This window comes from Anaerotignum propionicum, from assembly GCF_024461735.1.
Classification (GTDB): domain Bacteria; phylum Bacillota; class Clostridia; order Lachnospirales; family Anaerotignaceae; genus Chakrabartyella.
Genome location: NZ_JANGAD010000008.1, coordinates 41,059 through 66,292 on the forward strand (window position 1 = coordinate 41,059; position 25,234 = coordinate 66,292).

Genomic DNA, 25,234 nt, shown 5'->3' on the forward strand with positions numbered 1-25,234 from the left:
ATCATCCTCCCCGCTCTTATTCTTGTGTCAGTTCCTCTTCCTGTATCTCTTCCATATCCACAGCATCAATAACCTCTTCCATATCCACGGCACCTGCAGGTTCTTCGGATATAAAGTTTGTTGCCTTAGCCTGTGTTTCACTCTTAATATCAATTCTCCATCCGGTCAGTTTTGCGGAAAGTCTTGCATTCTGGCCTTCCTTACCGATGGCCAATGAAAGCTGATGATCAGGCACAACAATTTTTGCGCTCTGTTCTTCCGCATTCAATGCAACCGCCAAAACCTTGGATGGGCTCAATGCCGCCGCAATAAATTCCTTAGGGTCATCGCTCCAATTGATAACATCAATCTTTTCCCCACCAAGCTCTTTTACAATGACATTCACACGATATCCGTTTTGTCCAACACAAGCACCCAATGCATCCACGTTTTTGTCTTTGGAATAAACAGCGATTTTTGTACGGCTTCCTGCCTCTCTTGCAATGCTTTTAATTTCAACTGTACCATCAAATACTTCAGGTACTTCCTGTTCAAATAAACGCTTTACCAGCTCAGGGTGGGTTCTGGATACAAAAATCTGAGGGCCCTTTGTTGTCTGCTTTACTTCCAAAACATATACTTTCAAACGATCCATAAAGTTGTACTGTTCCCCGGGAATCTGCTCATTTGATGCCAAAACAGCGTCAATTTTACCCATCTGAACTATAATATTACGTCTGTCTCTTCTTTGAACAATACTTGTTACAACTTCACGTTCTTTTGTAATGTATTGATTATACAGAATTTCTCTTTCTGCCTCACGGAATTTTTGCACTACAACCTGTTTTGCAGTCTGTGCGGAGATTCGGCCAAAGTCTCTGGGGGTTACTTCTAAGTCAACCACATCACCCACTGTATAGTTGGGGTTCAAAACTCTTGCAGCTGCCAGTAAAATTTCATTCTGTTCATCCTTAATTTCATCAGTCACTGTTTTCTGTGCATAGCAAGCCACATTACCAGTTTCTCTGTCAATCACTACCTTAATATTTTGACCACTGCCGAAGTTCTTTTTACAAGCCGAAACCAAAGATGCCTCAATGGCTTCAAAAATAATTTCTTTATCGATGCCCTTTTCCTTTTCAATCAAATTCAAAGCATCCATAAACTCCGCTCTATCCATTTTTCCTATTCCTCCTCTTAGCTTTAGAAGATCACTGCCAAGCGAACCCCGGCAACTTCCTTCTGTTCAAACGTAATAACCTTGTTTTCCTCGTCTTCAATGGAAATCACACCATTTTCCAACCCCAATAGTTTTCCCTGATATTGCTTTTGCCCATTTAATCCTTTATAGAGCTTAATATCAATCATTTCACCACGATATTTATCAAAATCGGCATCTTTTTTCAATGGTCGGTCAATGCCGGGAGAACTTACTTCCAATATATATGCCTGTTCAATCGGGTCTTCTGTGTCAAGCTTTGCCTCCAATGCACGGCTTACGCCCTCGCAATCATCAATATCCACGCCGCCCTCTTTGTCAATATAAACACGTAGATACCAGTTTGCACCCTCTTTTACAAACTCTAAATCAACAAGTTCCAAATTTCTCTCTGCAATAATGGGCTCCAAAATCGGCAGTATTTTTTTATCAGTATTACTAACTTTCGCCATTCCCACACCTCTTTATAAAAATTTAGCCTATGCAATAACAAAGAGTGGGCATTTACCCACTCTCTCGTCCGCATACTATAAGTTTCTTTTTAGAGTATAACACCGTTTTGCCCCAAATGCAAGGACTTTCCTAATTTTTTCCGTATCCTAAAGGCACCCAGCACTTAGAGCTTTTCCATTTTAAAGAAAGATATTCCGTAGATAGAAAAATAAATTTTGTTATATTTTGATACAACCCAAAATAATTTATTAGTCCTAAAAATATCTCCTTTTCAAATAATTTGAGCAAGCAATGGCGTCAGTAATATAGGCAAAAACATTGCAGGTAAAAAATTTAAAACCTTTAATTTGGTAATCCCTATAATATTTAGACCTAATGCAAAAATTAAAACAGAACCTACGCAAGTCATCTCTGCCACTACGCCATCCGTTAAAAAAGGAGCAGCCACTTGTGCCAGCAAAACAATGCCCCCTTGAAAAATTAGTACAAATACAGCAGAAAGCATTACCCCAATGCCCAGAGTGGAAGCAAATATCATAGATGATATAAAATCCAGTACTGATTTTGTAAAAAGCATTTCGTAATTTCCTGATAGACCCGCCTGTAAAGAGCCTACAACTGTCATGGCTCCAACACAAAACAATAGGGAAGCCGCAATAAAGCCCTCTGCAATAGAAATGCTTCCATCCTGTTTACTAAATTTTTTTTCTAATTTCTCAGCAAAATTATTAAGTCTTTTATCCAAATCAAATCCTTCACCAATAACAATGCCTATGGCCATAGAGATAATTAAAACTAATGTATTGCTTCCTTTTAGTGCACCTGACCATCCAATATATAATGTACAAAGCCCAAGACCTTTCATCATGGTCTCAGAAATTTTTTCAGGAATTCCCTTTTTCAAAACCATGCCAATCCCACTGCCTAGGATAATCACAATCACATTGACAATAACACCCAGCATATTTCTCCCCCTATTCTTTATATAAACATCGAAAGTATACCATTTTTTGTAATGTTTGTCCATAAATACAATATTGATATCTTTTCTGAATGCTATGCAAAAACAGAAATTTTTCACTCTTCTACCCGATTACTTAAATTCTACCACATATTATTATACAATTCGAAGATTTGATAAATACAAAAAAACAGTGCTGAGACTTAAAATCCCACACACTGTTTTTTATATTTCGTGCCAATTCCTTATGCTAATAGAAATCTTTACATAAGCAGCCTCCGCCGTTGAAAGCAGTCATGTCACAGCACTACAATGGTTCCTCCCATATTGGATTCAAAGGCAGTTGACAATAAAATCTTCTTCCGCCCTTGGGATTTAAAATTTTTCCATGTTTACGATAAACTTATTTTGCTATTCTTTCTCCTGGGATTCCGTAAGAGCTTTCTCTACCCGATCAACAATTTCCACTGCAAAGTCAAAGGTTTCACCTGAATATTCTTCTTTTAATTCTTCTCTCACTTGTTCTAAAGATTGCAGAACCTCCTGCTTTTCTTCAAAGCTTAAATCATCCATTCCCTTATTATTATATACACAACCACTCATGGAAAAAACCATGCATATGGAAATTATGATAAACAAATTTTTTTTCAGTTGACTTTCTCTAACCAAATTTAAAAAACCTCCTTAAATTCCTAATTTTGATAATGTTCCTAATGCAAAAATAAATAATACTGTTATCATTGCCGTCGACGCTATAATAGCAATGATTCCAATGGTTTTCTGAGCGGTATGACTTAGTTCCTTCTTTTGCTTAGGTACAACTTGGGTATGGTTTTCCTGACCAATTAAAATATAGTCAGCACTCACTTTATAAATCTCCATAAGCTTAATTACATTTTCAATTTCCGGCTTTCCTTGTCCGCTCTCCCATTTAGATACAGCCTGCCTTGAAATACCTAACATATCAGAAACTTGCTCTTGAGAATAGTTTGCTCTCTTGCGCAAATCATACAGTCTTTCTGCCATGTTCATATTATCACCCCCTGTAAAAATTGTAGCATCATTTATTCGTTGCACACCACCAACACCTGTTTAAACGTTGTAAACCATTCGTTGCATATAGGAAATCTATGGTTGCATATCATAAAGTCATGTGTTGAAGGTTTATTCTATCTGTTTATTACTATTGAAAATAGTACTTTTCATTCCTACGTAAAAGCATATCATATATTTCTGTAAAGCTCCACTAATGCTATTTATAAATCAAGTTATATAAATTATTTGCAATTTCTTGAACAGCTAACAGCAGTACAATCCTCGTTCAGTTTCCCTTCCGGAAGAATTCATCATAATATACACCTTTCTATCTTACCAAATAGAGTCACTTATTTCTCAAGTTGTCATTCCTACTTGTTAGATAGTTTTATTTCATAAAAAAATCCTCCAATTAAGATTATTTACAATTCATCATAGTCGTCGTTTGTTTGAAACATCTATGATTTTGTAAACATCCTGATTGGAGGATTGCTGAGTGGGCGTACAAAACTTTCCCTCTCGGATACACTTAAGTTTTATAATACTTTATTTAAGAAATCTTGGGTTCTTTTGTTTTTAGGGTTGCCAAATACAGCTTCTGGTGTCCCCTCTTCCACAATATAACCACCGTCCATAAAAATCACTCGGTCAGCCACTTCTCTTGCAAAACCCATCTCATGGGTAACAACTACCATGGTCATGCCATCTGCCGCCAGCTTTTTCATGACCTCTAAAACCTCCCCGACCATTTCAGGATCAAGGGCAGAGGTTGGCTCATCAAAAAGCATAATATCCGGTTCCATAGCTAACGCCCTTGCAATTGCAACACGCTGTTGCTGACCACCGGAGAGATTCGCAGGATATTCAGCTGCTTTTTCTGATAAACCAACTGTTGACAATAAAGACAATGCCTTTTCTTTTGCCTGCTCTTTTGTCATCTTTTTTCGATCCACAGGAGCCAGCATAATGTTTTCCAGAACATTCAGATGAGGAAACAGGTTGAACTGCTGAAATACCATTCCAATGTTTTCCCTAATTTTATTGATGTTCGAGCCTTTTGCAGTCAAGTCATTGTCATCAACAATAACAATTCCACCGGTGATTTCTTCCAGACGATTTAAGCAGCGTAAGAAAGTACTTTTGCCAGAACCCGAGGGTCCGATTAAGCAAACCACTTCTCCCTCTTTCACCTCAAGATCAATCCCTTTGAGAACCTCAAGTTCTCCAAAGCTCTTTTTTAGGCCTTCTACCTTAACTTTTACCATTTGCCAGCCTCCTTTCGATCATTTTCGCCGCCTTTGTCAATATTGTAATCACAATGTAATACATCACTGCAATTACTGCATAGGTTTCAAAGCCGCGAAAATTTCTTGCAACAATGAGGTTGCCCTGGCGCATAAGCTCTGCACAACCAATGGTCGAAAGGATAGAGGTATCCTTTAACGTAATAATAAACTGATTTACCACTGATGGAATCACAATGCGAATTGCCTGTGGCAAAATGATCTTCACCATAGCCACACCATAGGGCAGTCCAAGGCTTCTTGCCGCTTCCATCTGCCCTTTATTTACTGCCATAATACCACTGCGGAATATTTCTGATAAATATGCCCCAGCATTTAAGCACAGCACAATTACCGCCGCAGAAAAAGGTTGGATCTTTATTTCCAAAACAGCAGGAATGGCAAAGTAAATAAAAACTGCCTGTACCATCAAGGGTGTTCCGCGAATCAAGCTTAAATAGATTCCTGAGAAAACGTTTAATACTTTAATTTTAGAAATATTAAACATACAGGAAATAATACCTATTATCAAAGCCAAAATCAGTGATAAAATCGTCATCTGTAGCGTTAAGGACATCCCTCGCAAAAGCTGAGGAAAAATCCCTATTGTATATTCAATAAAATTCGAAAAGCCATTCATAAGGCATTGCTCCTTACTACAATTTATAAAAATTTTTATTTCTGGATGTATTTATCTAAAATCTCCTGATATTTTCCGTTAGCCTTCAAGTTTTCAAGGCCCTTGTTAAACATATCCAGAAGCTCTTTGTTCTTATCTTTGTTAACTGCAAAGCCGTAGGAACTGCCTTGTTCCATATCAGTTACCATCTTCAATTCTACGCCCTGGGCAATTGCATATCCCATTACAGGGTAATCTTCAAAACAAGCTACGCTGTTGCCGGACATAACATCCATATACATTGCGCTGGAATCATCAAAAGTTACAGTTTTGAAACCATACTTATCCTTAACAGATTCTGCAAAAGTTGCACCTTCTGTTCCAATTTTGATTGCAACTGTTTTTCCTGCTAAATCCTCATAGCTCTTAATGTCTTCGTTGCTCTTCCCAATACCCATTACAACACCACTGTCAAAATAAGGTGTGGAGAAATCAAATTTCTGCTGTCTTTCATCTGTGATGCTCATGCCGGCAATTACTGCATCAGCCTGTCCTGCTTCCAAAGCCTGCACCGCTGCATTAAAGCCCAGAGGGTTCAGTTCATATGTAAAGCCCTGATCCTCAGCAATTGCTGCCAATAAATCCAAATCAATACCTACATATTCCCCTGCCTCATTTTGAAATTCAAAGGGTGCAAAGGTGGTATCAGTTGCAACAATATATTTTTTCGCCGCTTCAGGTGCCTTTTCTGCATCCCCTTCACCGGCTTTGTTTGTATCATCGCCGCCGCACGCAGCCAAACCCATCACCATAGCAAATGCCATTGCAGTTACACTTACTTTTTTGAATAAACTCATTTTTAAATCCTCCCTTTTTTGTTTTTGCATGATTCTTATATGAATACCGCTTACGCAGTGTCATAAAGCAATATTATTGAAGCATGCCCAGCAATGAACTGCTGCCCAAACGTTCTGCCCCTGCCTGCAAAAAATCTTCTGCGTCTTTTACACCTTTAATGCCACCGGCAGCTTTTATCTTTGTTCCGCCAAAAACATGCTTAGAAAACAGTTGAATATCCTCCAGCGTAGCACCGCCCTTGCTGAATCCTGTACTGGTCTTAATATAATCCGCCTTAGATTGGCTTACAACTTCGCACATTTTAATCTTTTCTTCTGGAGTAAGCAAGCAGGTTTCCACAATCACCTTCAAGATCTTCTCCCCGCAAATATATTTTATTGCATTGATTTCTTGCAATATTTTGTCGTAAAAACCCTCTTTTAACCACCCTAAATTGATGACCATATCAATTTCATCAGCACCGTTCTTTATAGCATCACTGGCTTCAAATACCTTCACCGCAGTGGTTTGATATCCATTCGGGAAACCAATGACAGTACAAATTGGAACTTGTCCTTGCACAAAGGACGCCGCCTGGGAAACAAAGGATGGTGGAATACAAATCGATGCAGTTTTTTGTTCTATTCCTTCTTTGCATATTTCCATAATTTCCTGCCAAACAGCATCTTGTTTTAACAGGGTATGATCAATATGGTTTAGAATAAACTGTTTTTCCATCATTCAACCTCCTTAGATTTATGCATTTTAAAATTATAACACAAATAAAACCTGACAACAATGTTGTTTTTTCAATCGGTTCTCCTCTTTTTTTCTATGAATTATTTTAATTAATTAAATTCTTACATATTTTACAAACAAACTATATTCCAATATTTAGGATGATATTTCATTTATTTTTCGCTTTTTTTGTATTTCCTCTGTAAACATCAAATAGAATAAATAGATTGTGCCAACTCTTCTTTTCAAGATAAAAAACGCTGAAAAAAAGGGCTTGCCGTTTGTAATTCAAACAATAAGCCCTTTGGTTTTTTTAATTATATAAGTTTTTATGCCTTATTTTATTGAAAAGAATCGTCCTTCTGTTTTGAAATTGAGCACTGGAAAATATTAACTCTGTACATAAGTGTTTATTACCTTATCATAGACACCATTTTCCATTATGTTCTTTAGCCCTTTATTAAACATTTCTAACAACTCCCCATTCTTTCCCTTGGGAACCGCAAAACCATAGGGACTCTTTTTTTCTATATCAGAAACAATTTTCAGTTCCACTCCTTGAGAAATTAAATATCCCATTACGGGATAATCTTCGAACAGCGCTTGACTGTTTCCACTTATTACATCCTGATATACCTGATTAAATTCAGGGAAAGTCACTAGTTCAAAGCCATATTTATCTTTTATAGACTGAGCATAAGACTCTGCCTCCGTACCCAATGCAACAGCCACGGCAACCGTTTTTCCTTTCAAATCATCAAAACCTTTAATATCATGCCGCGTGGCATCTACTGCCATAACGATCCCACCCTCAAGATAAGGTTCGGAATAATCATAGATTTCCTTTCTTTCATCCGTTATGCTGATTCCTCCCATGGCGGCATCCACTTCTCCTGCCGCTAAGGCCTGTAACATTTGATTAAATGTCATATGTACTAGCTCATATTCAAACCCCTGATCTTTTGCTATTTCGTTTAATAAGTCTATGTCTATGCCTACATATTCGCCAAATTTATTTTGAAATTCAAACGGGGCAAACAATGTATTCGTCGCAATAATATATTTTTTCGTTGCTTTAGGTGTATCACTGGTATTTGTATTGTCCACACTAATTGTCACCTTGTGTTTACCACCACAGGAAGCCAACCCAACAACCATAAAAACTGTTGCTAAAATAGCTACTATTTTTTTTAATCTTACCATCTCCTAATGCCCCCTATTATTTTTAAAATATCTTTTAAGAAGCTCTTTCGAAATTATCAGAAAATAGAATTGTATTTAGTGACAATACTCAATTTAAAGTGTCACTTTACATCTATTCCAATACAAATGGATAAACTTTTGCAAAAGAGTGACACTTTATAAAACCAGTCAGCACCTTTTATTTTAATCAAAACTTCTGTGTTATAATAGCTTATGGAATTTTCAGTAAAATATTCTTTATTTTTACTCTACCATTTTAATAGGTTATTGTTCTTAAGACAATCATTGTCCTTTATATTTCAATGGAAAAGGATAGCTTTCAGTCCTTGTTTCTGTAAAATGACTTCCTTCTATTATGAATCAAAAAAGCCCGATTGCTCCTCATGGATATATCCTGTGAGGAACAAACGGGCCTTATTCTTATAGAAAGCCTAATGTGAATAGCTTTTCAATTTCTTACCTTTTCAAACAAGGGTCTTTAAATTAATTAAGCCTCTGTTTCAACAGCTTCTGCTGCAACTTCTTCAGCTGCTTCTTCTGCAGGAGCTTCCGCCTGTCTCTTGGAAAGGCTGATTTTCTTCTGCTCTGTATTTACCTCAAGAACTTTTACGCTGATAACCTGACCAACCTTCAATTCATCTTCAGGCTTCACAACGTGCTTGTTTGCGATCTGTGAGATATGTACCAGACCATCTACGCCGGGTTCCAATTCCACAAATGCACCAAAAGGTACCATACGAACAACTTTACCCTCAACGATTGTACCAACAGCATATTTCTCAACTGCAAGGTTCCAAGGGTTCATATTGTTATCTTTCAAGGAAAGGCTGATTTTTCCTTTTTCCTTGTCAACATCTAAGATAAGCACTTCAACTGCCTGACCTTCTTTCAGAACTTCCTTAGGGTTGGTAATTCTACCCCAGCTCATTTCGGAAATATGAATCAAACCGTCAACGCCGCCCAAGTCAACAAATGCACCAAAGTCAGTCAATCTGCTAACCTTACCTGTTGCCTTTACGCCAGCTTCGATGGAAGCAAACAATGTAGCTCTCTTTGCACTGATTTCTTTTTCAACCAACGCTTTTCTGCCACCGATAATACGACGTTTTACTCTATCCATTTCAATAATATTGAAATCCAATTCCTGGCCTTTGAAAACGCTTAAATCTTCAATAAATCTATTTGAAACCTGAGAAGAGGGAATAAATACTCTTACGCCGTTTACAACTGCGATCAAGCCGCCCTTTACAACCTCAGTTACTGTACCTGTAACAACTGATTTCTCGTTGAAAGCTGCTTCAATTTCCTCCATGCCCTTCTGCGCTTCAATACGCTTTTTGGACAAAAGAACATTACCGTCGCCGTCGTTTACACGAACTACAAATACTTCAATCTCATCTCCGGGCTGAATTACTTTACTAGGGATTACTGTGGGATCACCGCTGAATTCACCTCTGGGGATAACACCATCGGACTTATAGCCGAGATTCACAGATACTTCTTCGTTAACAACCTGAATTACAGTGCCTTTCACAACATCGCCTGTATGCAGAGTAACGAGAGATTCTTCTAACATTTGTTCGAATGAAATTTCCTCACTTCCTCCTAAATTTTGTACTGCATTGTCAAATGCTTCGCTCATAGTAACAACTACCTCCTTAATTATTGCAGGTGGTGTAGACGCACCCGCAGTTATACCTATTTTATCATTCTTTGAAAAATTATTCAACACCAAATCACAAATTGTTTCAATGTGAACGGTATTCTCGCAATTTTTTCTGCAGATTTCCACCAATTTTTGGGTATTAGAGCTTTTTTTGTCGCCTATGACAATCATTTTGTCAACATTTTGTGATAACGACACAGCTTCCGCTTGTCTCTTCTCCGTTGCAGAGCAAATGGTGTTGAATACCAAAAGATGAATATTTTTCTTTTTCAATTCCGCCACAATTTCATCAAAACGACTCTGACGGAAGGTTGTCTGCACCACAATAATATATTCTGCCCCATCTTGCAAATCCAATGCAGTGGCTTCTTCCGGTGTTTCAATGATTTTTGCGGCATTCTCACACCAGCCGTTAATCCCAACCACCTCAGGGTGCTGACTGCTTCCTGCAATAATAATTTCTTTGTTTGCATCGTGGTTTTCCTTCACTATGCTATGTATCTTTTTCACAAAAGGACAAGTTCCATCAACCACAGGAAGCCCTTTTTCCTCCACTGCATCATAAAGCGCTTTTCCGACACCATGAGAACGCACCAAAATTGCTCCTTGAAAAATGTTATCCAGATTTTCAATAATCGTAAGTCCCTTCTTCTCTAAATCTCCCGTCACTTCCTTATTGTGGATTAACGGTCCATAAGAATAGGTTTTTTCTTGATTTTCTATCTGTTGATAGGCCATCTCGATGGCTCTTTTCACACCAAAACAAAACCCAGCCGACTGGGCAACTGTAATATTACTCATAGCTTAACCTTCATTTCCTGCACTCTGCTCATAATCTTTTCTGTGATCTCTTCCATCAAATCAGTGGTGATTCTAGCACCACGATATTCTTCTAAAGTCATTGGTTCTCCGAATTCTATCCTGATTTCAGAACGGAACTTATAATTTCCTGAAATTGCCACAGGAATTACTGGTGCATCACCCTTTAGTGCAAACATGGCTACGCCGGCTTTTGCAGCTTTATCTTCGCCTTCTTTTACTCGAGTTCCCTCAGCAAAAATACCCAGCAGTTCTCCACCTTTTAGCACATTTATGGCTGTTTTAAATGCTTTCATATCCATCACTGCTTGACGATCAATAGGGAATGCCTGTAAATTGCGAAGCAATGCTCCTAATAATTTATTCGAAAAAAGCTCTTTTTTTGCGATATATCTGGGTAATCTATCCAAATATACAGCCATAGTCAATGGATCAAAATTGCTGATGTGGTTACAGCAAAGAACCCCATTGCCCTCTTGGGGTACATTTTCCTTACCCACGATGGTCACTTTAAATAGAACTTTAAAGAGAATCTTTACAATTACTTTTATAAAAGGATACAAGTTCATACCCACACCTCCCCTAGTTTTTCCTGCACAATGGATAATATTTTCTCAACAGCTTCTTCAATGGACATTTTCGTCGTATCTAAATAAACTGCATCCTGGGCTTTGCGCAAAGGATTGTGCTGGCGGTTCATATCGTTTTCATCCCGCTGAATAATCTCCTTACGCACTGCCCCAAAGTCAGGTTTTTCCCCCTTTGCTTTCAGCTCTCCCATGCGGCGCATTGCTCGCTCATCCACACCGGCATCCATATATATTTTCACTTCTGCTTGGGGTAGTACATACGTACCAATATCTCTGCCATCCATAACAACGGAATTTTCTTTTGCCATCGCTCTCTGCATATCTCCAAGTTTCTGACGAACGGATTGAATCATAGCTACTGCGGAAGCTCCTTGTCCAATTTGCTGGGTTCTTATTTTTTCGGTAATGTCTTGGTCTTCCAGAAAAATTCGTTGCCCTTCCTCTGTAGGCTGAATTTCTAAATGAATCTCTTCCAGCAATGACAAAACAGCCCTTTCATCTGAACAATCTACACCCTTTTGTATACAATCAAAAGCCACCCCTCGATACATGGCTCCTGTATCCACATAAATAATGCCTAGTTTTTTTGCCACAGCCTTAGCAACCGTACTTTTCCCCGATCCTGCAGGTCCATCCACCGCAACGGCAAACTTTTTCATACCGATTCCTCCAATCATTGTGAAAGCACTTCTTCTCCCGCCGCATAACCGCTGGAAAAAGCAATTTGCAAATTATAACCACCGGTATAAGCATCCACATCCAAAACCTCTCCTGCAAAATGCAGGTTTTTCACAAACTTACTTTCCATGGTGGCAGGGTCAATCTCGTCCACAGAAATTCCGCCGCAAGTGATTACCGCCTCATTAAAGCCCGCCGTACCTGTAATGGTTAATGGCAGTCCCTTTAATAAAGAAAGAAGGGTTTTCCGTTCTTCCTTTGTAATACTATTTACCTTTTTATCCCCGGCAATACCGGAAAGCTCAGCAATCACCGGAATCAGTTTCTGCGGCAGTAAATCACCCAAAGCATTGATAAAATCCCGATTTGCATATTTCTCAAAATCTCTGAGCAAACGCATGTCCAGCTTCTTTTCATCCATAGCAGGCTTCAAATCAATAAAAAGCCGATACCCTTGGTCAATAGAAAACAAAATGTGTCTGCTAGCGCTTAAAATAACAGGACCTGAAACTCCATAATGGGTAAAAAGCATTTCACCGAATTCCTCAAAAACAGTCTTGTCTTTATTATCTTTTATTTTGATGGAAATGTTCCGCAAACTTAACCCCATCAGACTTTTGCACCACGCCTCCGCCGCTTTTAAAGGCACCAGTGACGGGTATAATTTGGTCACATGATGACCAACTTTTTTTGCAAAACCATATCCGTCTCCTGTTGAGCCTGTTGCAGGGTATGATAATCCTCCCGTGGCTACAATAACTGCATCAGCTTCAATAATAGTACCTTTTTTTAAACGCACACCAACAGCCCTTCCGTCAGAAACCAATATTTCCTCCACAGGGCTGTCCAAGTGCTGTTTTACCTTGTTTTCACGCAAATACTGTTCCAACGCAAAAACCACATCCAAAGACTTATCGGAAACAGGAAAAACACGGCGTCCTCTTTCCACCTTTGTCTCCAATCCCAAACGATGAAATAGTCCTTGGGTCTCACTGCTATCCAGACGATAAAGTGAGCTATACATAAAATAAGGATTCCCCGGTATATTCTCTAACAGTGTCTCTACATCACAATCATTGGTTAAATTGCAACGGCCTTTTCCCGTTATTAGAATCTTCTTTCCAAGTCTGTTGTTCTTTTCAAATAAATGCACTTCGTGACCACGGCTTCCGGCCTTACCCGCCGCTATCATTCCGGCAGCACCGCCGCCCACCACAATAATTTTTCCCATATTTTCACCCGTTTTTCAGTAATTCCGCCATTTCCAAATGTGCCTTGTCATTCAATGTCATTAAAAACATTTGGTCCTCCGGAGTAATATCAATCATAGAAATAGATGTGTTTGTCAGCCACATCTTACGGTATAAATTTAAATCCAGTCCTAATAGCTTAATCATAAAAACACGTAACAGCCCTCCGTGGGAAACAATAGCAACACGCTGTCCTCTGTGCTTTTTAATAATTTCTTGAAAACCTGCCAAGGAACGCTCAGCCACTTTATGAAAGGAGCCTTCTCCGGGCATGGTGTGGGCAAAGGGGTCATGAAAAAAATCCGTATAAGGCTTTCCATATTTTTCTGTTAATTCAGCAACGGTATGGCCTTCCCATTCCCCAAAATTAATTTCCTTAAAATGCTCGTCCATAATAAGGGGAAGTCCCTTTTGTTTTGCAATAGGTTCCGCTGTAGCAACAGCCCGCTTCAAGGGTGACACATAAATGGCGTCAAGGGGCATATACTCAAATCGCTTTGCCAAGAGTGCGGCTTGCCATTTACCCTCCTCAGAAAGCTCAATGTCTGTCCACCCTTGATATCTTCCACCTTTATTCCATTCCGTTTCACCATGACGAATTAAATATAATCTTGTTTTATCCTGCTTCATATGAAATCATTCCTTTTTTTCAAATATCCTAAGGGATCCCGCTAATTCAAATACGGCATCAACCGTAAAGAATGGGGTGTTGCCCTAACTATATATTATACGGTATTGCACTTATCCTTTCAATAAAAAATGCCCCGAAAGCATCTCCTTGCGTATATCAAACCCATAATCAATACTTTGCATTTGGGTTCAAAAGCCACAGCGGATGTTCCGGAGCTTACTATTTTCAAAATCAACACTTTAACATTAATGATGCCTTGATTTCTCCCATGACTTTATATAAACCATAAAACTTACAAGCTTTTTAAGTATTTGACTTCTTTTGGGGTAAGATGACGATATTTGCCTTTGGGCAAATCCCCTATTGTCAAATCCCCAGTGGCAACACGTTTTAACTGGGCAACAGGATGCTTAATGGCTTCGCACATTTTACGAACCTGTCTGTTTCTGCCCTCATGAATAATAATTTCCACAGTGGATTGACGCTCACCCTTTTCTAAAATTTGCATTTTCGCAGGCTTGGTTTGTTTCCCGTCAATTACAACACCACGGCGAAATTTCTGTAAATCCATATCATCAGGTGTTCCGTACAGCTTCGCTATATAAGTCTTATCCACATCATGCTTAGGATGGGTTAATTTATATGTCAAATCTCCATCATTTGTTAAAAGCAACAAACCCGAGGTATCATAATCCAATCTACCCACAGGAAAAATTCTTGCTTTCACATCTCTAACCAAATCCATTACGCCGGGACGACCAAATTGCTCCTTCGCCGTGGTTACATATCCCTCCGGTTTATGAAGCATAACGTATACCAGCTCTACTTCCTTTGTGCTGACTTCTTTATCCAGATACAGTACCTCATCCTTTTTGGGGTCAATTTTGGTACCTAACTCCGTCACTACTTTTCCGTTTACCTTTATTTTTCCCGCTGCAATCAGTTCTTCCGCCTTACGGCGAGATGCAACGCCTGCTTCCGCTAGAAATTTTTGAAGTCTTTCTTCCATACTGTTCCTCCGTCTTTATCTCATTGGAAACAGTATACCCTACAAATTGGGGAAAGTCAAAAAAACTCTGATAAAACGTTGATTTTATGAGGATTAGGAAGGTATTGGTAAAAAGTGTCCAATTATAAAAAGCAATTACTCTTACTACTGGGTATTTTAGCTTTCTTAAACCACTCCACTGTAATTTAAAAAGCAAATTTCACTCCATTCTTAAAACCATGTAATCCAATTTTCGGATAAATAGGATAGCCAGTCTGCTAAGGTATATGCAGGAGCAGTCTGATCCGCTAAAATTGGAATATCCGCCAAAACCTCATCCTTTAGCTTTAGCTGGGCATTTCCCAATTGCTGTCCTGCCTGCACAGGCGCTTCAATACTTTCGGGCAAAGAAATGCTAAGCTGAATGGCCTGCTGCTCCTCTTTGGAAAATAGGCCTTGATATCCATCCTGTAAAACAGCATTCACCTCACCCACTTTGGAGTGAAGCATAGATACTTTTCCACAAACCTGCCCTTTTTTTGCTGCTTCAAACGGAAAAAAAGTGTCAAACCCATAATTCATAATCGCCTTTGTATCTGACCATTTCTTCTCTTTTCCCGTACTTCCCCAACCACTGCCCAAAACCGTACTAACCAAACGAACCCCATTTTGCTCCACCGCTCCAACAAAACAGTGTCCCGCTTTATTGGTATAGCCAGTTTTAACCCCCATTGCTCCCTTATATTCCTTTAAAAAACGGTCGGCATTGGTAACCTCACACTGTCTTTTACCCGTCACCTCTTCAATGGTGATGGAGGGCTGTGCAATTACACTGCAAAACTTTTCATTTTTCAATGCATACGCCCCAATCAAAGCCATATCCTTAGCAGTTGAATGGTGCTTAGCAAAAGGAATTTGACTGTCTAGACCGTTGGGAGAACCAAAAACGGTGTCCTCCGCACCAATTTCTGCGGCTTTTTTTGTCATCAGCTGGCAAAATGCCTCTACACTGCCAGAAACATGTTCCGCCAGTGCCACAGCCGTATCATTATAAGATCGCATCATCATAACTGAAAGCAAATCTCCAACCTTCCATTGCTCCCCTGCCTTTAAATCCATATGTACCTCCGGTTGATTCGCGGCATTTTTGCTCACCGTCACCACATCATCGAGATTCGCATTTTCTAAAACTAAAATAGCAGTCATAATTTTTGTTGTGCTTGCCATGGCCAATGGCTCCTCTGCATTCTTCCCCCATAATAAACGACCTGTCGTTCCATCTACCAAGGCCGCGCCCTGTGCGCCTACGGAAGGCTCTGCCCCATAAGCAATGGAACAGCATAAAAAAAGCAGGAGAACCAAGATTCCCGCACGCCTCATGTGCATCACCCCTCTCCTGCTATGTTTATTCAGCTTATTTTCATTTCATACAAAAAAAGGATTCAATTTCAATCATCAACATATCTATTAGTTAATCAAATTTTTTCTCAGTCACATAAAATGCTGACCTTGGTGATTTGATTTTCCTGCATCTCCAGCACCAACCATTCACTGTCAATGGAAATCAACCCCCGCTCCGGCCCCAAGTAATAAACCATGTTGTTCTCCGTCTTAAAATACTCTGTATCCGTAGATTGTCCCAGCAAAGTAATAACTTCTTCTTTGGTCTTTCTCATTAATTCATTTTTTGAGAGTAAGTCATCCACCATATCTACCCTTTTTTCAGGATACTTCTTCCAGCTTTCAGATGAAAATCTATGTATAAGAATATTTCGACCAAACAAAAATAGTAGAACAAAACCCATAATAAACAGTGTTCTAAATCTGTAAATCATTTTGCTCATGCAGCACCTGACTTTCCTGTATATCACCCAGGGGCGGCAGCTCTTTTATACTCTTAAACCCGAAATACCGCAAAAATTCATTGGTTGTTCCAAACATAATGGGCTTACCTGGAGTATCCATACGCCCCACCTCACAAACCAGTTTTTTCTCAACCAATTTGCTCACGGCATGCTCCGCGCTGACACCACGAATCTCCTCAATCTGGGCACGAGTAATGGGTTGCTTGTAGGCAATGATTGCCAATGTCTCCAGTAAAGCTTGGGTTAATCCTTGTCTATTAGGACTTTTATACATATTTCTTATATACTCAAAGCACTCCCCAGCAGTACACATTTGATAAGAACCATCTAGTTCCACAATGCGAATGCCTCGTTTTTCACTTTCATATTTATCCGCCAACGTATGAATTATGGCTTTTGCCGTGGCCTTGTCCATCTCAATGGTCTGGGCAATAGCCGATAAAGGCACCGCCTCGCCGGAAATAAACAGCAAAGACTCTACTACCGCTTCCAACTCCGATAATCTCATGCACTATCCCTTCCGTCATATTTTGTTATGGTAATTTCTCCAAAATTTGTAGTCTGAAATATATGTACCTCTTTCCGCTTAATCAATTCCAGCAAAGCTAAAAATGTAACCACCTTTTCCATTTTGTCTGCATTTTTTCGAAAAATAGTAAAAAAAGTGGATCTCGGCTGCAAAATCAACATATCCCGAATATAGTTCATCTTTTCTTGAACCGTAAAGATATCTCTGGGAACGCCTTTGAAGGCGCTGCGAACATGATCCACTTTTGTCTCTTTTCTGTCCATCACTTGGCGAAAAGCAAGGTATAAATCCTCCATGGTTACACCCTGTAAAAATTCCTCCAACTCCTGAGGTTTCTTCCCTTTTAACTGGGCAACCGCCTTATCTGCTTCCTTGAAAAGAAGCAAGGCGGCCTCTTCCTCTCGCTGACGCCAATCCTCAGTTACCTCTTTAATTTTCTTGTATTCCAAAAGCTTTAAAACCAGTTCTTCTCTTGGGTCTGGGCCTTCTTGTGCTTCATTTTTCGGCTTTGGTAAAAGAAGCTTGCTTTTGATTTCTAACAGCGTCGCTGCCATGACCAAAAACTCACTCATTCCATCCATATCCCGATCTTCCGCCAAATCCAAATATGCCAAATATTGATCTGTCAAACGGGCGATGGGAATATCATAAATATCAATTTCGTTCTTCTCTATCAGGTGATACAAAAGGTCTAAAGGCCCTTCAAAGGCATCTAATCGAATTGTAATTTGCTCCAATTTCCACACCCTCTGCTCTACAGAATCATACTCATAATCTGAATGATGACATTAATAATCACACTAAAAAATCCACCGGCAAGACCAACAAACAGCAAAAGCAAAAAAATCAACTGAATCATTTTTTCATATTGCAAATATTGAAAATATCTATTGGCAGGGATAGTTACCGATAATACCTTTGCGCAATCCATGGGGGCAACAGGTAAAATATTATATACCGCCAGACCTACGTTATAATAACAAAGATAATTAAAGAGCATGGATAAATACAAATTATTATTAAAAATCTTGCTTTGCAAAATTAAAAAAATAAAGCCTAAAACCAAATTCACCACTGAAGGGATTAACGCAACCAAAAGGGTATCTCTTTTTCGGTTTTTATAATATAATGCGCTGGTCTCTACAGGTTTCCCCCAGCCAAAACCGCCACTGTAAAACATTAACAAAAATCCAATGGGTTCAAAGTGGTTGAAAGGATTAAATGTTAAACGTCCTTTGTTTTTAGGCAGGGTATCTCCCAATGCTGTTGAAACTGCAGCCCTTGTAAATTCATGGATGGTTGTTGCAACAATAATTCCAGGGATACTAAATAAAAAAATCAAAAAATAATTCATTCTCTCAAAATTCCTTTCCAAAAATTCCTTCTTTACTTTTTTTATGATAACAGAAATTCAAACCCCAGTCAATTTTACCTTTATTACAATTTTCTTGCAAAGTACACTTGACAATAAGTGCAAAGTAAACTATACTAAAAGCAAAGTTAGCTTTGCAGAAAGGAAGGATGCCATGAATACACGTATTGCAGAACTTAGGCGCCAACAAAAACTGTCTCAAGAAGACTTGGCAAAAGCCGTTGGGGTAACCCGCCAAACAATTACCTCATTGGAAGTAGGCAAATATACAGCTTCACTAGTGCTTGCCCACAAAATTGCACGCTTTTTCAGTTTAACCATTGAAGATATATTTCTGTTTGAAGAGGAGGAAAATCTATGAAAACCATGCCCTTTGAAAAGCGATTAAATATGCGTCTTTCCGTAAATATTGGCTGTATGATTGTTTCTATCATTTTATTTGCAATTACCTTTGGCAGCAAAAATTTTGAATCATTAAGGCCTATGTACGCAGGCTCCTTTATCGGTCTTTTTGTGGTTTCACTCTCATTGTTTATAAGAAACAAAGCTCTTAGAAAAAACCCGGAAAAGATGAAGAAAATTGAGCTGTTGGAAACAGATGAGAGAAATATCTATATTCTTCGGGTAAGCTATACCATTTTCACCTATGTATCTATTGGAATTTTATATGTTGCTATGTTGATTTCCGGTTTTTTTTCCATAACCGTTTTCTATACCATAGAAACTCTGCTTTGTGTTAACCTTCTGCTGATCCTTTTGATTCGTCACATAGTAGAAAAAAAGTATTAAACTGCATCAAATCTCTACTCTCTATGCAAAGAAGGGAAGTGGCAAAACATTTTGTTTTGTCCTTCCCTTTTTCTTCAAACTCTAATATTCCAATTATTATTCTGCTTTCGTCTGATACACCTTTTCCATATAAGGTACCGAAATCCCCATCTCTTGGGCTAATTTGTAACCTCCACCTATCACCCATTCAAATTCTGTTTCTTCTTTTCCCTCACGAATATCCCTATATAAAGAAGAAATGGTTTGAGGTGGTAGAGTTAAAAAGTGCTGATAATACTTCTCAGGCATATCCTCTAAACCGGAAACCCCTGATGCCTTTGCCAAACGGAGAATGTCTTCATAAATTCCCCGTAAAAACTCTAATTTACTGGCATCCTTTTGAATGTCTCCCGCTTCACAATCATAGTAGATGAATGCACAGCTGTTTCCGCACATCATGGCGTACTTTTCCCAAATGCTCATCATAATATCTTGCCCGTAATTAGAAGGTAATCCTCCCTCCTTCAGCATTGAAACAAGCTGTCTGGCCTTCTCATTGTCTTTACCATCTGCAAAGCCTATACCGATACGTAAAAGCTCTCCACGGTTATACACATGCCCCACTTCCACAATATTTGAAAAACAATAAATAAAGCTGTCACTTACAACGCCCTTGCCCTTCAACCATTGTGAAACATTTCTGGAAGTCATGATGCCATTTTGCAAGGGAACAACCAATGTGCTTTCCCCAATAATATCTACATACTTTTTGCAAGCTGTCTCTAAACTGTAGCTTTTACTGCAAAGAATCAAAACATCCACTGTGCCGATTTCCTTGGGATCATCAGATACCAACCCTGGATTAATTGTTTGATTCCCCAATTTGTCCGATTCCAAATACAAACCCTTTTCTCTCAGTACCCTTTTTGTTTCACCTCGGGCAATAAAAATCAAATTCTTTTCATATTTCTTTAGTCCCCCTGCAACGGTGGCTCCTACCTCGCCAAGACCTAATATAGCAATTTTCATTGTATCCCCCACCTCCTAAGCTTTTTAATACCGCAGAGGAATATCCGATAGGGTAACAGGAATATTATCAAGACCTTGCCCCATCAGAAAAGATCGCATACCTCGCACAGCAATATCGCTATTATTCTTTGCTCCTACGGTAACAGAGGTCAACGGAATTGGCGCTGCAAATCCATCCAGCTCCACCATAATGTATGGTAAAAATATCTGCTTTAGAATTCGAAATCTAGGCTGACCACCACGATCCGTTCGTAAGGGTGAAAATACAAAACGATATTCCTCTTCTCCCTTAAAGAATTCGCTTTTAAAGAACATGGCATAAACAGAGCATACCATAGCCATGTCTCCACCAATTTCCATTAAAGCCTCATCACCGATTTCAGCATTTTCTTCATATATCGTATCCAATTCAACGAAACCGTCATTCACACCCCTGCGGACACAAGCAATCAGTGCATCCAAAAGGCAGGAGATTTGAACTTCTTCACTATAAATGACCGTTCCATGCAAAAATGATCTGCCGGTAAATCCTTGCACAAGCTTATCATAATCAAACCCAAGACAATACCCTCTAAAATCAGTAAATTCAGCCCAAAGCAGTGCACTATTATCCAGCTTAGAGAAAGAAATTACATAAAAACTTTTGTCCTCATGGTCCGGTACACAAACTGTTTGGCAAGAAGGAGTGATAATCGCAAGCTCATCCATCTCCGCCTTTATAATTTTATACAGCCTACGACCCAAATCCTTATTTACGATATAAGTGTCAATTACTTTTTCTAAAACCTCTAGAGAATACAAAAACTCAAGCTTGTCATTTAAGAAGTCACTTTTTGTGGCAATAAATTGTCTGTTTTCGATAATGCCTTGAACCCCTTCCGCAGTGGTATAGTGGTACAATTTATCACCTTTATCACAAAGGGGCACCCGCACCCAATCATCTAAATATTTTGTTGTTCTATTTGCTTCCACCAAATATCCTCCATTACTGTCTTATTTGCCCGTTTCCATAAATAATGTACTTCGTCGTGGTCAGTTCCTTCAGACCCATGGGGCCCCTTGCATGGAGCTTTTGGGTACTGATGCCAATTTCTGCACCAAAGCCAAATTGTCCACCATCCGTAAAACGGGTAGATGCATTCACGTATACTGCCGCTGCATCCACTTCATTTAAAAAACGCTGGGCATTGGAATAGTTTTCTGTAAGAATCGCCTCGGAATGCCCTGTGGAATATTTACGTATATGGGTAATGGCGTCGTCAAAATTATTAACCACTCTGGTGGAGATAATATAATCCGTAAATTCCGTAGCCCAATCTTCCTCCACTGCAGGAACAGACCCAGAAATTAGGGAACAGGTAGCTTCGTCTCCACGAATCTCAACGGCCTTTTCTTGCAAAGCCTTTCCTACCATAGGAAGAAATCTTTCCGCAATCTTTTCATGTACCAAGAGGCTTTCACAGGCATTGCAAACTCCGGGGCGCTGGGTTTTGGCATTCAACACAATAGCCACCGCCTTATCTAAATCCGCAGTCTCATCCACAAAAATATGACAGTTACCAACGCCTGTTTCGATTACAGGAACAGTACTGTTTTGCACCACACTTTGAATCAAACCTGCGCCGCCACGAGGAATCAATACATCCAAATATCCGTTGAGACGCATCATTTCATTGGCTGTTTCCCTTGAGGTATCAGGCACCACCTGCACAATATCCGCCGGCAGTCCCACCTCTTCCATGGCCTTACGAAAAACCGAAACAACAGCTTGATTGGTACGGAACGCCTCTTTGCCTCCCCTTAGTATAACCGCACTGCCTGCCTTTAAGCATAAACCAAAGGCATCAGCGGTAACATTAGGTCTAGCTTCAAAAATAATTCCAATTACACCCATAGGCACTCTCTTCTGTCCAACGATTAACCCGTTGTCTAAAGTTTTCATAGAAAGTACTTCCCCAACAGGGTCATCCAGAGCCGCAACTTGACGAAGTCCTTCCGCCATTTCCTGAAGTCTTGCATGGGTCAAAGTTAAACGGTCAATAAAAGCACCCTTAATACCCGACGCCAGTGCATCTTCCACATCTATCTGGTTGGCTGCAAGAATCTCTTTCTCAGCCACCAAAAGAGCCTCTGCCCCATGGCAAAGGGCTTCATTTTTTTTCGGTGCGGACAATACCGACAATACAACGGATGCATCCTTTGCTTTCTGTCCCATTTCAGATAAAATACTCATCATTAAAAACCCCCTATCAAACCATCTTCCGTTATAATACAATCAACGGGTTTATCAAATGCTTCCACTTGCAAATCAAAATCCATAACCTGAAAAGAAAACGCAACAGCGATTTTAAATATACTTGGATATTTCTCAAAGAACCGATCATAAAATCCACCGCCATAACCATATCGGTTTCCTTTTTGATCAAAAACACTGCCTGGAACAAGAAAAACATCCGTTTCTTTTGGAATGATGCTCTCTTCCTTTTCTTTTTCAGGCTCCATAACACCAAATCGACTTTTTTTTAGTTCCGAAAAAGAATCAATAGGAACAAAATACATTTCTCCTTTTGCTTTTGCAATGGGAACAGCAACTTTTTTTCCATCTTGCCACGCTTGCTCAATCAAAGGATATGTATTTACCTCCTTATCCATAGAGATAAAAGTGAATAACGTTTCCGCTTTTTCATATCTTGCACTACTCCTTAGGGTAGCTGTAATTTTAGCACTTTTCTGCTGGCGTTCCTCTTCAGACAGTTCCTTGCGCTTTTGCAATATTTCTTCACGTAGCCTGTTTTTCATTTCCGCAACACCCCTATTGTTAAAATAATAAAAAAGCTTGCACAAAAAGATAAAAGCCAAAAAGGCAGTTTCCCATTTCCCGATAGATTTTTCATAATCAAATAAATCAAATCGGACCAAAAACAAACAATTCCCAGCACAACAATTACCGAGGTTGCAAAATAGCTTCCTATATTCATCCAAAGCATAACTCCAAATAGAAGGGTAATTCCCACCACCAAAAGCTGCTCTACAAAAGATTGAAAAATAGGTTTATTGTTCTCTGCTCCCACCGTAAAGTTTGCGCCTAAAAGAAAAAATCCTGGCAGTGATGCCCCTGCCAATGCACCAGTAACCACCCTTAGAAGCTGGGTACTTTCCCAAAAGCCTAAATAACTGAAAAATCCGTCAATGGAAATCGGGATAAAGGCTAAGGCTCCCAGAAGCATTCCCTTGGTTGTGTAGGGTTTGTTCCCATGAAGCCTTTTAAAAATGAAAAAAAATACCATAGAGAAGATTATTCCCGAATAAATTCCAGTACATCGGGCACAGACAGGCAATTGCTGTCCCTGTAGAATAAAACTGCGCTCTGCCATCTGATGACAGACGGCAGAGCCAATCATTTTAAATATTGTATTCATAGCAATTAATAATATGGGAAGTAATACATCATACTTCCAAAAACCCCAAACACTCCCTGTACCACGCAGCACAATAACCAAAATGCCAGCATAACACTACTAATGATAATTAAGGTTTTACCAAATCTACTGTAATCCTCAATGGGGCTTTTCAATAAAATTATACCTGCAATCAAGCCTGCAATTTGACCAAAACCTCCTACAAAAAGAGTAAAGAGTATGGCAATGACTTTTAACACCGTAGGAATAACCTGCTCTTGCACAGGCTTAGGCTCCTGTGATTGATAACTTTCCCAGCTTCTGGCTTCACTTTCTCCCTGAAATTTCTGAGACGTACCATCTTTATCTTCAACGGTAAATTCATTGATTACCTCCGCCTCTTCCAGATTAGCTTCGGCAGTATTCTTGCTTTCGTTTATCGTACAGACGGGGCAACCAAGACTTTCGTCAAAAATCTCTCTCCCGCATTTTGGGCAAAAACTCATATACATCGCTCCTTATAAAATCTATTTTTTATCACTATTAAAAAATGTACCTACATCTTCACCAGCTATCACTCGATGGATAATGGTAGGGTCCTCACCCAGCACAATAGCCATTTTAACCCCTGCATCTTGACAAATCTCTGCCGCCTGCAATTTTGTGAGCATACCTCCAACGCTAAAGGCTGAACCTTTGTCACCAGCCATCTGCCTAACCTCATCCGTAACCCAATCCACAAAAGAAATACGCTTTGCATCCGGATTTAATTTTGGATCATTGTCATAAAGCCCATCAATATCTGTCATCAATATTAAGATATCTGCACAAATAATTTCTGCTACTATAGCAGAAAGCCTGTCGTTATCCGAAATCCCAATTTCCTCGGTAGAGATACTGTCATTGGCATTGACAATAGGAATGACTCCTAGCTCCATCAATGTTTCAAAGGTATTCTTTGTATTCTGATATCGCTCCTCACTGCTTACCTCTTCCTTCGTCAACAAAACCTGAGCAACCGTTTGGTTATAACGATCAAAAAAATTATGATAAATCTGCATGATCATAGCCTGTCCAACAGCCGCAGCAGCCTGCTTTTGGCGCATCACTGTGGGTCTTTCCTTCATACCCATACGAACTGATCCAACACCAATGGCACCGCTTGTCACCAATACAACATCTTTGCCGCTGTTTTTGAGATCTGTTAAAACCCATGCCAGCTCTTCTACGCGTTTCAGGTTCAAAAGACCGTTTGGGTATGTAATGGTAGATGTACCAACCTTAACAACAACACGTTTGCAATCCTTCAATAATTCCCTCACTT

At 39.4% G+C, this 25,234-nt stretch carries 30 protein-coding genes; 2 read left to right on the plus strand and 28 right to left on the minus strand.

Translation table 11 applies throughout. The features are described 5' to 3' along the window. Positions 1–16 precede the first annotated feature (16 nt). The 21 genes from nusA to NE558_RS11305 all read right to left on the minus strand — a co-directional run bounded on the left by nusA (position 17) and on the right by NE558_RS11305 (position 18,697). Positions 17–1,159, minus strand: coding sequence for a transcription termination factor NusA (gene nusA, locus NE558_RS11205; RefSeq protein WP_256150159.1), 1,143 nt, complete (start codon positions 1,157–1,159; stop codon positions 17–19). A gap of 23 nt (positions 1,160–1,182) precedes the next feature. Further along, the gene (gene rimP / locus NE558_RS11210; RefSeq protein ID WP_256150160.1) at positions 1,183–1,650 is read right to left on the minus strand and encodes a ribosome maturation factor RimP; all 468 of its coding nucleotides are present in this window, start codon (positions 1,648–1,650) and stop codon (positions 1,183–1,185) included. Positions 1,651–1,922: 272 nt separating this feature from the next. Next, complete coding sequence (locus tag NE558_RS11215; protein WP_256150161.1) at positions 1,923–2,615, minus strand: DUF554 domain-containing protein; 693 nt, start codon at positions 2,613–2,615, stop codon at positions 1,923–1,925. 408 nt (positions 2,616–3,023) lie between these two features. After that, positions 3,024–3,281, minus strand: a complete 258-nt coding sequence (locus NE558_RS11220) for a hypothetical protein (RefSeq protein ID WP_256150162.1) — start codon at positions 3,279–3,281, stop codon at positions 3,024–3,026. A gap of 15 nt (positions 3,282–3,296) precedes the next feature. Continuing rightward, positions 3,297–3,644, minus strand: a complete 348-nt coding sequence (locus tag NE558_RS11225; RefSeq protein ID WP_256150163.1) for a helix-turn-helix domain-containing protein — start codon at positions 3,642–3,644, stop codon at positions 3,297–3,299. A gap of 539 nt (positions 3,645–4,183) precedes the next feature. Continuing rightward, positions 4,184–4,912 carry an amino acid ABC transporter ATP-binding protein gene (locus NE558_RS11230; protein ID WP_256150164.1) on the minus strand — a complete coding sequence of 243 codons (729 nt, stop codon included), beginning with the start codon at positions 4,910–4,912 and terminating at the stop codon, positions 4,184–4,186. After that, entirely contained in the window at positions 4,899–5,570 is a 672-nt protein-coding gene (locus NE558_RS11235) for an amino acid ABC transporter permease (RefSeq protein WP_256150165.1), read from the minus strand. The genes NE558_RS11230 and NE558_RS11235 overlap by 14 nt, the downstream gene beginning before the upstream one ends. Positions 5,571–5,605: 35 nt before the next feature. Continuing rightward, positions 5,606–6,406: a transporter substrate-binding domain-containing protein gene (locus tag NE558_RS11240; protein WP_256150167.1), complete on the minus strand. Its 801-nt coding sequence runs from the start codon at positions 6,404–6,406 to the stop codon at positions 5,606–5,608. Positions 6,407–6,479: 73 nt separating this feature from the next. Beyond that, positions 6,480–7,124, minus strand: a complete 645-nt coding sequence (deoC, locus tag NE558_RS11245; RefSeq protein WP_256150168.1) for a deoxyribose-phosphate aldolase — start codon at positions 7,122–7,124, stop codon at positions 6,480–6,482. A 390-nt stretch (positions 7,125–7,514) separates the two neighbouring features. Continuing rightward, positions 7,515–8,327 carry a transporter substrate-binding domain-containing protein gene (locus NE558_RS11250; protein ID WP_256150169.1) on the minus strand — a complete coding sequence of 271 codons (813 nt, stop codon included), beginning with the start codon at positions 8,325–8,327 and terminating at the stop codon, positions 7,515–7,517. 487 nt (positions 8,328–8,814) lie between these two features. Then, complete coding sequence (locus tag NE558_RS11255) at positions 8,815–10,794, minus strand: bifunctional 4-hydroxy-3-methylbut-2-enyl diphosphate reductase/30S ribosomal protein S1 (RefSeq protein ID WP_256150170.1); 1,980 nt, start codon at positions 10,792–10,794, stop codon at positions 8,815–8,817. Further along, on the minus strand, positions 10,791–11,381 hold the full coding sequence (locus NE558_RS11260) for a lysophospholipid acyltransferase family protein (protein WP_256150171.1): 591 nt from the start codon (positions 11,379–11,381) through the stop codon (positions 10,791–10,793). The genes NE558_RS11255 and NE558_RS11260 overlap by 4 nt, the downstream gene beginning before the upstream one ends. Continuing rightward, positions 11,378–12,061, minus strand: coding sequence for a (d)CMP kinase (gene cmk / locus NE558_RS11265; RefSeq protein WP_256150172.1), 684 nt, complete (start codon positions 12,059–12,061; stop codon positions 11,378–11,380). Before cmk ends, NE558_RS11260 begins: the two co-directional genes overlap by 4 nt. A 14-nt stretch (positions 12,062–12,075) precedes the next feature. Beyond that, on the minus strand, positions 12,076–13,311 hold the full coding sequence (locus tag NE558_RS11270; protein ID WP_256150173.1) for an NAD(P)/FAD-dependent oxidoreductase: 1,236 nt from the start codon (positions 13,309–13,311) through the stop codon (positions 12,076–12,078). Positions 13,312–13,315: 4 nt separating this feature from the next. Continuing rightward, positions 13,316–13,960, minus strand: coding sequence for a histidine phosphatase family protein (locus tag NE558_RS11275; protein WP_256150174.1), 645 nt, complete (start codon positions 13,958–13,960; stop codon positions 13,316–13,318). Positions 13,961–14,253: 293 nt separating this feature from the next. Further along, positions 14,254–14,970, minus strand: coding sequence for a pseudouridine synthase (locus NE558_RS11280; protein WP_256150175.1), 717 nt, complete (start codon positions 14,968–14,970; stop codon positions 14,254–14,256). Positions 14,971–15,180: 210 nt separating this feature from the next. Then, complete coding sequence (locus tag NE558_RS11285) at positions 15,181–16,329, minus strand: D-alanyl-D-alanine carboxypeptidase family protein (protein WP_256150176.1); 1,149 nt, start codon at positions 16,327–16,329, stop codon at positions 15,181–15,183. A gap of 107 nt (positions 16,330–16,436) precedes the next feature. Then, complete coding sequence (locus NE558_RS11290) at positions 16,437–16,784, minus strand: hypothetical protein (RefSeq protein ID WP_256150177.1); 348 nt, start codon at positions 16,782–16,784, stop codon at positions 16,437–16,439. Further along, positions 16,768–17,322 (minus strand): SMC-Scp complex subunit ScpB, encoded by a 555-nt coding sequence (scpB, locus tag NE558_RS11295; protein ID WP_256150178.1) that lies wholly within the window; start codon positions 17,320–17,322, stop codon positions 16,768–16,770. Before scpB ends, NE558_RS11290 begins: the two co-directional genes overlap by 17 nt. Next, the gene (locus NE558_RS11300) at positions 17,319–18,089 is read right to left on the minus strand and encodes a segregation and condensation protein A (protein ID WP_420314597.1); all 771 of its coding nucleotides are present in this window, start codon (positions 18,087–18,089) and stop codon (positions 17,319–17,321) included. The genes scpB and NE558_RS11300 overlap by 4 nt, the downstream gene beginning before the upstream one ends. 8 nt (positions 18,090–18,097) lie before the next feature. After that, positions 18,098–18,697 carry a site-2 protease family protein gene (locus tag NE558_RS11305; RefSeq protein ID WP_256150181.1) on the minus strand — a complete coding sequence of 200 codons (600 nt, stop codon included), beginning with the start codon at positions 18,695–18,697 and terminating at the stop codon, positions 18,098–18,100. A 172-nt stretch (positions 18,698–18,869) separates the two neighbouring features. Here NE558_RS11305 and NE558_RS11310 point away from each other — a divergent pair, with 172 nt between their 5' ends. Together NE558_RS11310 and NE558_RS11315 are read left to right on the plus strand one after the other, a co-directional pair. Continuing rightward, positions 18,870–19,076, plus strand: coding sequence for a helix-turn-helix transcriptional regulator (locus NE558_RS11310; protein WP_256150182.1), 207 nt, complete (start codon positions 18,870–18,872; stop codon positions 19,074–19,076). Beyond that, entirely contained in the window at positions 19,073–19,504 is a 432-nt protein-coding gene (locus NE558_RS11315) for a hypothetical protein (RefSeq protein ID WP_256150183.1), read from the plus strand. The genes NE558_RS11310 and NE558_RS11315 overlap by 4 nt, the downstream gene beginning before the upstream one ends. A gap of 96 nt (positions 19,505–19,600) precedes the next feature. Here the strand turns inward: NE558_RS11315 and NE558_RS11320 are convergent, their stop codons facing one another. From NE558_RS11320 to proB, 7 genes are read right to left on the minus strand one after another with little or no spacing between them, the layout of a single operon-like run. Further along, positions 19,601–20,512, minus strand: coding sequence for a ketopantoate reductase family protein (locus tag NE558_RS11320; RefSeq protein ID WP_256150184.1), 912 nt, complete (start codon positions 20,510–20,512; stop codon positions 19,601–19,603). Positions 20,513–20,536: 24 nt separating this feature from the next. Then, on the minus strand, positions 20,537–21,484 hold the full coding sequence (locus tag NE558_RS11325; RefSeq protein WP_256150185.1) for a DUF2971 domain-containing protein: 948 nt from the start codon (positions 21,482–21,484) through the stop codon (positions 20,537–20,539). A gap of 13 nt (positions 21,485–21,497) precedes the next feature. Next, complete coding sequence (locus tag NE558_RS11330; RefSeq protein ID WP_305145056.1) at positions 21,498–22,745, minus strand: glutamate-5-semialdehyde dehydrogenase; 1,248 nt, start codon at positions 22,743–22,745, stop codon at positions 21,498–21,500. A 2-nt stretch (positions 22,746–22,747) separates the two neighbouring features. Beyond that, entirely contained in the window at positions 22,748–23,311 is a 564-nt protein-coding gene (locus tag NE558_RS11335) for a 5-formyltetrahydrofolate cyclo-ligase (protein WP_256150188.1), read from the minus strand. Further along, a complete protein-coding gene (locus tag NE558_RS11340) occupies positions 23,308–23,931 on the minus strand; it encodes a DUF2085 domain-containing protein (RefSeq protein WP_256150189.1) in 624 nt (207 codons plus the stop codon). Before NE558_RS11340 ends, NE558_RS11335 begins: the two co-directional genes overlap by 4 nt. A 5-nt stretch (positions 23,932–23,936) precedes the next feature. Then, a complete protein-coding gene (locus tag NE558_RS11345; protein ID WP_256150190.1) occupies positions 23,937–24,416 on the minus strand; it encodes a hypothetical protein in 480 nt (159 codons plus the stop codon). Positions 24,417–24,437: 21 nt separating this feature from the next. Next, a complete protein-coding gene (gene proB, locus NE558_RS11350; protein ID WP_256150191.1) occupies positions 24,438–25,232 on the minus strand; it encodes a glutamate 5-kinase in 795 nt (264 codons plus the stop codon). Positions 25,233–25,234: the final 2 nt, after the last annotated feature.